Consider the following 11451-nt stretch of genomic DNA (forward strand, 5'->3'; position numbering starts at 1 on the left):
GGCTAAATTTAGCATCCAAAAAAGGAGTAAAAATAAAGCCTAAATCTCATCTAGCCGGCTATAAAATCTCAAATTTTAGCGCATTTAAAAACGCGAGGCAGGCAAGCTAGTCCGTAAAAAACCGGCTTTGAGGATTTGACTTTTTGCCAAAAGTCTTTTTTGCAAAAACGTCAAAAACGACAAAAAACCACCGAAAACGGGACTTAAGGATTATCAGGAAAACTAAAATTTAATTTTCCCGACGCCGCAAAGACATATAACGCTAAAATCGATATATAAAAACAAATTTTTGAGCCGACTCATACGTTCGTTTGGAAAAATTTGAGTAAAAATCATAGTCGCAGTAAGCGCGTAAAATACCCATAGAACGCATAAAAAGCAAAAAGCTCGTAATATAAAAAACGATGCGATTAAAGTCTAAAGCGTTAAATTTGACGCTAATGACGCCAAATTTAACCAAAACCGAAACCAGCAAAACGCTGCGCTAAATTTATATGCAAAGCCCTCGGAAGCGCCTATGTTTTGAAGCGAATTTTTACAAAACGCAGCGCAAATCAAAAACGCATAAATTTAGCGTCTACGCTAGCTTTTGGGTCTTATTTTGCACCCAACCAAACGCAAATATCGCCGCATAAAGCCCAACGCCAAATACGTAAGAGACGTATTCGTTCGCGATAAAAGGGATATATTTGGCGCAGATATTGGGCACCAAAGTTAGCGGCACCACGCACAAAAGTAAAGCTCGCTCGAGCGGATTTATGCGTTTAACAAAATAGCCCTGAAGCGCCGAAGAAAAGGCAAACATACCCACTAGCGCCGTACCGAAAATGAGCGCTATCTCGAGCGGACTCGTGATCCACACGATACCCTTGGGGTCGCTCGGATTTGCCTGATCTACGCTTTGTACTAAAAGCAGCTTGTTGTTAAACACGAACGAAAACGGCAAGATCGTCGTGCGCAGGTCATAAAAAAAGCCTTGCACGCCCACGATTACGGGATTTGCTTTGGCTATACCCGCCGCCGCATACGCCGCGATGCCGACAGGAGGCGTGTCATCGGCCAGGATACCGAAGTAAAAGACAAAAAGATGCACCGCGATAGCGGGAATGAGAAAGCCGTTTTTGTGCGCCAAAAACAAAATCACAGGCGCAACCAGCGAGCTAACGACGATGTAGTTTGCCGTCGTGGGCAAGCCCATACCTAGTATCAGCGACATTATCGCCGTGAGAAAGAGGATGAGCACGATGTTGTTGCCGGCTAAATTTTCCACGACTTCAGACAGCACTTGACCGACGCCCGTTAGCGAGATCGAGCCCACGATGATACCGGCTAAACCCGTAGCTATCGCGATCGTGGTCATACTTTTTGCCGCCGTTACCATCGCCCAAAATATATCCGCAAAGCCTACCAAAACATCCTCTTTGCCGATGTCTTCGCCGTGAGCTATCTTTCTAACCGGCTCTTGAAAAAGGATGATCAAAAATAACGCGCAAATGGCGTTAAAAGCCGCGGAAATCGCAGACTCCTTAGCGATTAGCAAAGTATAAAGCAATATAAAAATCGGGATAAGATAGTGCAGACCGCTCGCGAAAATCTTAAATTTAGATACGCCCGGGCTTTGCTCCATACCTTTTAACCCGAGCTTACAGCTCTCAAGGTGCACGATGAAAAACAGCGACAAATAGCACACGAATGCGGGAATCACGGCCGCGATCATAACGTTTGTGTAGCTAAGCCCCAAAAACTCGGCGATGATAAAGGCCGCCGCGCCCATAATAGGCGGCATCAGCTGACCGTTTACGCCCGCGGCCACCTCGATCGCGCCGGCTTTGGTGCCGGTTAGGCCGGCCTTTTTCATCAGCGGGATAGTAAAGGTGCCCACCGTTACGACGTTTGCCGTGGAGCTACCGCTCACCATACCCGTAAGTCCGCTGGCGATAACGGAGGCCTTCGCCGGTCCGCCGCGAAATTTACCGAGCAAAGCAAAGGCTAAATTTATAAAATACTGCCCCGCTCCCGCGCGCTCCAAAAGCGAACCGAACAAGACGAAAAGATAGATAAAACTCACGCTAACGCCCAGCGGCACGCCAAAAACGCCCTCGGTCGTAAGATACATGTGGCCTGCGAGCTTGTTTAGGCTAGCGCCCTGGTGCGCGATGATATCGGGCATGTATTGACCGAAATAATCATACGCCAAAAATATAGCTGCGATGATAGGAAGTGCCGGACCGATGATCCTGCGACCAGCCTCAAACAGCACGACCACGGCGACGCAGGCTACGGCTATATCAAAGCTCGTGTAGTCTCCGGGACGCTGCGCTAGAGCGTAAAACTCTATGAGCGGGTAGAGTGCGGCTAGCGTACCCAAAACGCAAAGCGCGATGTCGTAAAACGGCAGGCTGGAGTGGGCTTTTTTGTGAATTTTAAGCGGATAGAGCAAAAATAGCAAACAGATAGCAAAAGCAAGGTGCGCCGAGCGCGACATCGTCGTGTTCATCGGAAAATACGCGATATAAAGCTGAAAAACCGACCAAGAAAAGCAGATGATGCTCGTGAGATAAAGGTAAAAGCTCGAGTTTATCTCGCGCGTCTTTACCTCGACGAACTCCTCCTTTTCCTGCGGCAGTTCGGTATTTATTTGCGTATCGTTTAAATTTTTATCCATATTTGCTCTTTTCTTGACCTCTTAAATTTTTCTTTCTACAATTTTTGCGATTTCGATTATATAAATTCGGCTTAAATTTTTACCTTTTTGCGTCAAATTCGCCTTGCTTTTTAGATCAAATTTGAAGCTAAATTTTAAGCTAGCGGCGACGCAAATTTGCAAGCTAAATTTATAAATTTTAGCCCGTTTTGATTATGTCGTAATTTTATCGGCGACGGTATTTTGCCTGATTTTGATTCCGTCCGAAACGACTGCAAATTTAACTTAGCGCCGTAAAGATGCGGGTTTTGCAAACGGCAAGCAAAATCGCTTCGATTTTACTCGCACGAATGCAAACAAAATAAACCGCAAACGCGCGCATGAGCCAAATCTAAAATTTGACGTTTGATGCGGCTAAAGCAAACTCGTAGCCCGAAAACAAGCCAACAAAGCGTCAAATTTTAAATGCTTAAAACAAAACGCCATTAAATTTACCGCATCAAATTTAAACGTCCGAAACCAAAATTTGACGCGCAAATTTAACCGAAAAACAAGCCGCGCAGGTCAAATTTAACCCGCATGGCTTAGCTAGCTTATTTTATTATGCCGGCTTTTTTAAACTCAGCCTCGGCAGCAGGGTGCAAAGGCGCGGAAAGCCCCTCTATCAGGCTCTCTTTGGTGACCGCTGCGAGTGCGGGATGCAGGCTCTTATACTCGTCGAAGTTATCCAAAATGGCCTTTACGACCGCAGCCACCGCAGTGTCGCTCATACTCTTATCGGTGACCAGGACGGCTTTCACGCCGATGCTGTTTACGTCGTGATCGACGCCCTCATAGGTGCCTTTTGGTATCGTGCCTTTGGCAAAATACGGCATCGCGGCCAGCATCTTATCCACCTGCTCGCCCTCGATATTTACGATGTCGATAGGTAGCGAGTTTGCCGCGTCGGTGATGTTAGCCGTCGGGTGGCCGACCATATAGAAGTAGCCGTCGATTTTCTTATCTTTTAGCGCGTGCGGGCATTCGCCGGCAGTGAGCACGCCGTGATGTTTTAGCTTTTTCTCGTCAAAACCGTAAGCTTTAAACACGTTAAGCGCGGTCATTTCGTTGCCGCTGCCCGGGTTGCCGACGTTGATCGCTTTGCCCTCGAGACCGTTTATCGAGCCGATGCCGCTTGATTTTGAGACGACAAAAGCGAGAAGCTCAGGGTAGATCGAGACGACGGCGCGTAGGTTTTGATCGCCGTTGCCTTCAAATTTGCCCACGCCGTTAAATTTATCATAAACCACGTCGCTTTGGACGAAACCGAAATTTAGCTCTTTTTTTAGCACATTATTTACGTTATAGACCGAGCCGCCGGTTGATTGCACCGAGCATTTCATCTGCGGGTCTTTATTTACGAGGCGACATATCGCCCCGCCGACCGGATAATACGTGCCCGTCATCGCTCCCGTACCGATAGAGACGAACTCCTTTGCGCCCAGCGCAGACGCGAAAAGCAAGCCGGCTAATGCCAAAGATGTAGTTTTCATTTATTTTCCTTTCAAAGAATTTTTCTGATTTTACCCTCAAAATCCGCATTTTGCGTATAAATTTCACTCTTTTTGCGAGCTTTTTCAAAATTTGCGACTATTTTACACACTTTAGCCTTAGAAAAATATTTCTTAAGGTAAAATTTATATATTTTTTATAAGCGAAGCGAAAATTATATTTTTTATGCGGCTCGATTTTTAAATTTTACCCACCGAGACCCGCATCTTTACGGCGCTAAATTTTGATTTGGTTAAATTTGGTGTTGCAAGCTAAGTTTCTTTGCGTAAAAAACAACCGTTTGAGGTTGTTTTTTACTTTGTTGTAAAGGGGGTGGGGGCTTAAATTGCGCTCTGCTAGCAGTTGCGAGGCAAAGCCGAAGCAAAAGAGCTCCCCCCCCCCTTTTTTTTTTAATCCCCTCCCCTTACGACGCTTTTCTTCGTAGGGGCAACTTGTTGCCGTCTCGTAACGAGCAAAGCGGTCTCAAGCGAAGCGACGGTAGCGAACGTAGTGAAGCTAAAGTAGAGCGCCCTTTTCCTTTGCATCGTGCTATGCACTCGCCTTGTGCTTAGCTGCACTTCGTTTGCTACTATTAAAACGCACTCTCTTTGAGAGCTGCTAAAGGCAGACCCTCTCCCGTCTGCTTGCAGCTCTGCTAGCGCAACAGCGACACAGAAGCCCTCTCCAACCCCACTGCACGTTAGAGGTTGCTGCACTACGCGCAGGTTAAATTTAGCGCTGTCGCGCCACAAATTTTAAATTTACGTTTTCAGGGTGCGGGTCTCGGCGAGTAAAATTTGTAAATTTGACTTCAAATTTGAGTACAAAAAGTCAAGGCAAAGTATCGTGAGATGATTTTTTGGGGTTGTGCAGATAAAATTTAGCGTAGGCTAGACCTCTGCTTGCAGTTGCGAGCAAAGCGAAGCAAAGATAGTCTGCCGCAGGGCGAAAATTTAAAACTCATTCAAAACCAGCGTAGCGACGCCGCAGGCGAGGTTTCTATAAAAACGCTCGCGAGACGAGCCGCCAAGATAAAATAAAGGCGAAGTATTTTTGTTTTTGCTTCGCGCTTTGCGCTCGCAACGCTCTGCTTGCAGTAGCGAACGCAGTGAAGCTAAAGTTAAGGGTGGCGACATAGCTTTGCTGACGCAAAGCGTCGCAGGTTTTTAGTTAAATTTGAGTGTAACGAATTTACATTTTCAAGGTGCGGGTCTTGACGACTCAAATTTGCAAATTTAGCCAAATTTGACTTTAAATTTGAGCGTAAAACGATAAGGCGAAGTATCGCGAGATGATTTTTTTGAGGGGGGGGCGGTAAAATTTCGGCAAAGACAGAGCACATAGTCATCGAATCAAAATTTTACTTCCGCTTTACCTCGCGCAATACGCGTTCGTATCTTTTTAGGAAGCGGTTGCGAGCAAAGCCGGTCTCTTTTTGCCTGCAAGCTGCTTTGGCAGAGCGAAGCGACGATAGCCAACGCGGCGAAGCTAAGCAAAGGAGAGCTCCCTTCTGTGTCCGCTTTTCTCTTTTCTTTGGGAGAGGAAGGGCTTTACTTCGCCTGCGGCTCGTAACTGCTTCCCTAAAAGCTGCGAGTAGAATGCGAAGCAGAGCAGAACTACTTACGCTCTGTTTACAGCTACGAGCGAAGCGGTCTCAAACCCGTAGGGCGATGGTAGCGAACGTAGTGAAGCTAAAGTAGAGCGTCCTTTTCCTTTGCGTCGTGCTATGCACTCGCGACTGCAAAGCAGACCCTCTCCAACCCCACTGCACGTGAGCGGTTGCTGTCGCGCCGCAAATTTTAAATTTACGTTTTCAGGGTGCGGGTCTCGGCGAGTAAAATTTGTAAATTTGACTTCAAATTTGAGTACAAAAAGTCAAGGCAAAGTATCGTGAGATGATTTTTGGGGTTGTGCAGATAAAATTTAGCGTAGGCTAGACCTCTGCTTGCAGTTGCGAGCAAAGCGAAGCAAAGATAGTCTGCCGAGCTAAATTTTATCAAACTCCGCTTCTTGCAAAGCAGTGAGCGAAGCACAACTGAAAAAGCACTCGCGAGACGAGCCGCCAAGATAAAATAAAGGCGAAGTATTTTTGCGGTTTTAGACGAGGCGGATCTAAATTTTACTTCAAATTTGAACGTAAAAAGTCAAGGCAAAGTATCGTGAGATGATTTTTGGGGTTGTGCAGATAAAATAGACATGTAGTCTGTCGAGCTGAATTTTATCAAACTCCGCTTCTTGCAAAGCAGTGAGCGAAGCGCAACTGAAAAAGCGCTCTCGAGACGAGCCGTAAAAAATAAGGCGAAGTATTTTTGCGTTTTTAGACGAGGCGGATCTAAAATTTACGACGGGAGCTACCTAGTCGGTAGTAACCGAGTAAAATTTAGATCCAACGAAGTATAAACCAAAAAGACAAGCCTTAATCAATAAATCTTTTTGTTAAATTTGCATACGCATCTATCCTTCGGTCTCTCAAAAACGGCCAAATCCTGCGTACTTCCTCGCTCCTGGTCATATCGATCTCGACGATGCGGCACAGCTCGCTCTGGCTATCGGCGCGGAAAAGCTCCTCGCCCTGCGCGCCGAAAACAAAGCTGTTGCCCCAAAATTTGATCCCGTCCATCACGCCGCTCTCGTCCTTTTCAAAGCCCACGCGATTTACGGCGATCACGGGCAGGCCGTTTGCGACCGCATGCCCGCGCTGCACGGCGACCCAGGCTTCTAGCTGACGCGATTTTTCCTCCTCCTCGTCGCTCTCGAACCAGCCGATCGCGGTCGGATAGATGAGTAGCTTCGCGCCGCGCAGAGCCATGAGGCGCGCAGCCTCGGGATACCACTGATCCCAGCACACCAAAAGTCCGAGCCTGCCTACGCTCGTATCTATGGGCTCAAAGCCGATGTCGCCGGGAGTGAAGTAAAATTTCTCGTAAAAGCCCGGGTCGTCGGGGATGTGCATTTTGCGGTATTTGCCCGCGACGCTGCCGTCTTTTTCGAAGACGAACGCGGTGTTGTGATACAGCCCGTCCGCGCGCTTTTCAAAGAGCGAAGCGACTAGCACGACGCCGTTTTGCCGCGCTACCTCGCCCCAAAATTTGACGTCGTTTTCCCAGCCCTCGGCAAGATCAAAAAACCTCGTCTCCTCGCTCTGGCAAAAATACTGCGTCTGGTGCAGCTCCTGAAGCACCACGAGCTCGGCTCCACCGCCGCTAGCTTCGCGCACAAGCTCGAGCGTCCTTTGCACGGTCGCGTCTTTGGTGCCGTGAAATTTTTGTTGGATTAGCGCTACTTTCATATTTTTCCTTATGATTTAAAATTTCAAAATTATATCAAAGCGGGGATAAATTAGGGCTTGAACGGCCGGCCGGCAAGCTAAATTTTGCCGCTCCAGCCGGCTCATAAAATTTGCTTCAGCCTTTCAAGCAACCCCGCGCAAGAGCTAGAAACATCTTCGTAGCACCGCTCAAAATCGCGGGTGTAGTATGGATCGGCGATTATCTTGCCTCTTGGCGAGTCGCTAAATTCGAGCAGGAATTTTACTTTTTCGTCAAATTTAGCCTCAGCGCCGAATTTACGCTTTAGAGTCCTTAAATTTTCATCGTCCATTATCAAGATAAGGTCGCTGTTATCAAAATCTTTTTGCGTTATCAAGGTCGCTTTATGAGGCGTCACAGGCACGCCGTTTTGCTTCAAAACCCGCACCGTTTCGTAATACGGCGGCTCGCCTATCTCGTCCTCGTGCGTGGCGCGTGAATCGATGCTAAGGCGCCCGGCCAGACCTGCCTTTTCGCTCAAATTTTGCATAACCGACTGCGCCATAGTCGAGCGGCAGATATTTCCGTGGCAAACGAATAAAATTTTCATATTTTTCCTTCAAATTTTAGTTAAAACAAGGTTTATGCTAGGCGTTTGGGCTGGCAAATTTAGCGCGCATTTGCGGGCAAAATAGCGTAAATTTAGATTTAGCTTTCACGCGCCATTCTCCGCTCTCGCACCGCGCCTATCCAAATTTACCAGCTTTAGCGCACGGATTTGCGCGTCCTTTGCGGCTTAAATTTTAGATTGATGAATTTAGCCTCAAATTTGACAAGCCCCAAGCCTATCGTCGCAAGGATCCAGATGTGCCGTGATCTGCCAACTAAGCTCGCTAAACTCGGCCTTTATCTCGCTTTCTACGCTATCTGAAACCGCGTGCGCGTCAAAGAGCGAAATGCCCCGCTCAAAAACCAAATGCACGCTCAAAAAGCAGCTCTCGCCGCTCTTTCTGCTCGTTAGATAGTGGTAGCTTAAAATTTCCTTTTTTGATTTTATTATCTCCTCGATGCGCGCCGTTATTTCGGGCTCTAGCGCGCGGTCTAGGAGCACGCCCAGGCTCTCTTTTATCAAATTTAGCGCCGAGTGCGCGATCAGTCCGCTGATAACCAGTCCAAAAATCGCGTCTATCGCGGTTAGGCCCGTAAATTTCACGACGACTAGTGCGGCGATAACGGCGAGATTGGCATAAAAGTCGCTCCTGTAGTGCAGCGCGTCGGCCTTTACGATGAGATTTGCCGTGCGTTTTGCGACCGAGCCTAAAAACGCTATCAGCCCGCCAGTGACCGCGAGCGAAAAAAGCATAACGATAATGCCTAAATTTAGGTCGATTTCGGCGTTTTTTTGGTTAAATTTGAGCAAGCTCTCGTAGCAGATAAAAGCCGCCGCGCCGATGATGAAAATGCCCTCAAACATCGCGGCGACCGCTTCTAGCTTGCCGTAGCCGAAGTTAAAATTCGCATTTGCCGCGGCGCGCGATTTTTTAAGCGCCAAAAAGTTTAAAAGCGACACGACGCAGTCTAGCGCCGAGTCCACGGCCGAGCCCAGCACCGCGACCGAGCCGCTGGCAAGTCCGGCGATAAATTTAACCACCGCTAGCGCAAAAGCCGTCGCGCCCGCGACTATGACGGCTCTGTTTTCGCCCTTGTCTTTGCTTTTTGCAGCTTTTACCGCGTCGCTCTCGTAGTCGAAAATTTTTTGCATTAAATTTTGCTCTTACGCTTCGCTCGCACCGCTATACTTGTTTTCCGCTTCACTTCGTTCGCTAGAAACCTGCTTCGCTTCGCTCGCACCGCTATACTTGTTTTGACTCGAGCAGTGCAGCGAGCCGTTTTGACGTACGAAAACGAGCGAATCTACGCCGATTATCTTATGATTAGGCAGCTTCTGCGCGAGTCGCTCAAGCACGATTTTATCGTTATCGTCGCCATACGTCGGAACGATAACGGCGCCGTTTATAAAGATAAAATTCGCATACGTGCAGCCAAGCCTCTTGCCGCCGTAAAATTTTGCCTTCGGAAGCGGTAGCGGCACGAGCTTAAAGCCCGTATTTTCAAGCTCCTTTTTCATCGCGGCAAGTTCCTCGAAATGCTCGTCGTCAGGATCGTCGCAGGAGGCGTAGGCGATCGTATCCGGAGCGATAAAACGCGCCAAAGTATCGATGTGGCTATCGGTGTCGTCGCCCTTTATAAAGCCGTTTTTAAGCCATATCACGCGCCGAAGGCCGAAAAGCTCCTTAAGCCGCGCTTCGATCTGATCTTTGTTTAGATGAGAGTTGCGGTTGTCGTTTAGCAGGCACTTTTGCGTCGTTAGTAGCGTGCCGCGCCCGTTAAAATCGATACTGCCGCCCTCAAGCACGAGATCGATACTTCGCAAATCGCTTTTAAAACACTTAGCGAGCTCCAAATTTACGGCGTTATCTTTCGAGCTTTCAAATTTACCGCCCCAAGCGTTAAATTTGAAATCATAGCTGACGATTTTAGCTCTGCGCGAGCTATTTTCGCCGCCGCCCCGCTCGCAGCACGCCACACCTTCCGACGTCGAATTTTTGCCGTTTGAGCCTGCATCCGCGTCAGCAAAATCCTCTACGTCGATCATACCGTAGTCGCGTATCCACGTATCATCAGTGTCGATTTTTACGAACTCTACGTTATCAAATTTAGCAAATCTCTTCTCGAAAATCCTCTCATCAGGGCAGATCAAAACAACCTTTTGAAACGGTACGATAGCTGCCACGAGCCTCTCGTAAGCGTCTAAAATTTCGTCCAGATACGGCTTCCAATCGGTGTTTTCGTGCGGCAGCGATAAAAATATCAGCTCTTGTTTTTCCCACTCCCCAAACGCTCTCAAATTCGTCCTTTATTTGTATTTTTTTAAATCTTAACACATCTTTACTAAAAAAAATTTAATAATATTTTCGTATAATTTCAAACATATATTTTTATCTTATTTTAAGGAGACTTAATGAAAAAAGTAGCTCTCGCAACTTTAGCTTTTCCGTTTTTATTGACGCCCGCTTTTGCGTTTGACGTAGCTAAAAACAAAGCCAAAAACACCCTGCCCTATGAAGTAAAAACACAGGAATTTAGGCTGCCCGCAGGCATCGATGAAAACGGCATCATAGATGAAGCCAAGCTTGGCGACTCGCCTTATGCGAAAACCGTCATCTACGGCTCAAAGCTCGTAAATGAAACGACGAGACATCTGGGACCTCAGGCAAAAGACGAGAAAAAGCGTTTCGCGGGCAATAATTTATCCTGTTCGAGCTGTCACGCAAACGGAGGCGTAGTACCGAATCAAAGCCCGTTTGTCGGCATTTACGCGAGATTTCCGCAGTATAACTCAAGAGCCGATCAGCTAATCACCCTACAAGACCGTATAAACGGCTGCTTCCAGCGCTCGATGTCGGGCAAACCGATACCCGCAAACTCAAAAGAGATGCGCGCGATAATGACCTATATGCAGTGGCTCTCTACCGGCTACGAAGTGGGTGCGAAAGTAAAAGGTCAAGGGATTCCGAAAGCCGAATTTATAAACCGAGCGGGCGATCCCAAAAACGGTAAGAAAATTTACGCCGATAAATGCGCCTCGTGCCACGGCGAAAACGGCGAAGGCGTTTTAAATCCCGAATTTGCTAGCGGCGGAGATTATTATTTGTTTCCGGCGATTTGGGGCAAAGACAGCTACAACACGGGCGCCGGGATGTACCGCCTCATAAAAGCCGCTCAGTTTGTAAAAACCACGATGCCAAAGGGCGATGCGACGCTAAGTTGGGAGGATGCATACGACGTCAGCGCCTTTATGAACTCGCAAGAACGCCCCGTTAAGCCTAACCGAGAGAAAGATTTCCCCGATCTTGACATAAAACCGATGGATATGGACGTAGGACCTTATAACGACGGCTTTGACGAAAATGCTCACCGCTACGGCCCGTTTAAGCCTATGTTAAAAAAATAAATTTTACTTTTACA

At 47.6% G+C, this 11451-nt stretch carries 8 protein-coding genes; 1 reads left to right on the top strand and 7 read right to left on the bottom strand.

The features are described 5' to 3' along the window. Positions 1-577: 577 nt before the first annotated feature. The 7 genes from CRECT_RS07440 to CRECT_RS07470 all read right to left on the bottom strand — a co-directional run bounded on the left by CRECT_RS07440 (position 578) and on the right by CRECT_RS07470 (position 10330). Positions 578-2665 carry a TRAP transporter permease gene (locus CRECT_RS07440; RefSeq protein ID WP_002945619.1) on the bottom strand — a complete coding sequence of 696 codons (2088 nt, stop codon included), beginning with the start codon at positions 2663-2665 and terminating at the stop codon, positions 578-580. A 572-nt stretch (positions 2666-3237) separates the two neighbouring features. Then, positions 3238-4176 (bottom strand): TAXI family TRAP transporter solute-binding subunit, encoded by a 939-nt coding sequence (locus CRECT_RS07445; protein WP_002945646.1) that lies wholly within the window; start codon positions 4174-4176, stop codon positions 3238-3240. 1803 nt (positions 4177-5979) lie between these two features. Beyond that, a complete protein-coding gene (locus CRECT_RS07450) occupies positions 5980-6174 on the bottom strand; it encodes a hypothetical protein (RefSeq protein WP_004319039.1) in 195 nt (64 codons plus the stop codon). A 416-nt stretch (positions 6175-6590) separates the two neighbouring features. Beyond that, a complete protein-coding gene (locus CRECT_RS07455) occupies positions 6591-7463 on the bottom strand; it encodes a carbon-nitrogen hydrolase (protein WP_004319042.1) in 873 nt (290 codons plus the stop codon). 101 nt (positions 7464-7564) lie between these two features. Further along, the gene (locus CRECT_RS07460) at positions 7565-8032 is read right to left on the bottom strand and encodes a low molecular weight protein-tyrosine-phosphatase (RefSeq protein WP_004319034.1); all 468 of its coding nucleotides are present in this window, start codon (positions 8030-8032) and stop codon (positions 7565-7567) included. Positions 8033-8245: 213 nt separating this feature from the next. After that, entirely contained in the window at positions 8246-9184 is a 939-nt protein-coding gene (locus CRECT_RS07465; protein WP_004319104.1) for a cation diffusion facilitator family transporter, read from the bottom strand. A gap of 12 nt (positions 9185-9196) precedes the next feature. Next, on the bottom strand, positions 9197-10330 hold the full coding sequence (locus tag CRECT_RS07470; protein WP_004318918.1) for an agmatine deiminase family protein: 1134 nt from the start codon (positions 10328-10330) through the stop codon (positions 9197-9199). A 114-nt stretch (positions 10331-10444) separates the two neighbouring features. Here CRECT_RS07470 and CRECT_RS07475 point away from each other — a divergent pair, with 114 nt between their 5' ends. Continuing rightward, positions 10445-11437: a c-type cytochrome gene (locus tag CRECT_RS07475; protein ID WP_004319071.1), complete on the top strand. Its 993-nt coding sequence runs from the start codon at positions 10445-10447 to the stop codon at positions 11435-11437. Positions 11438-11451 lie beyond the last annotated feature (14 nt).

It is taken from the genome of Campylobacter rectus (assembly GCF_004803795.1).
In the GTDB taxonomy this organism is placed as follows: domain Bacteria; phylum Campylobacterota; class Campylobacteria; order Campylobacterales; family Campylobacteraceae; genus Campylobacter_A; species Campylobacter_A rectus.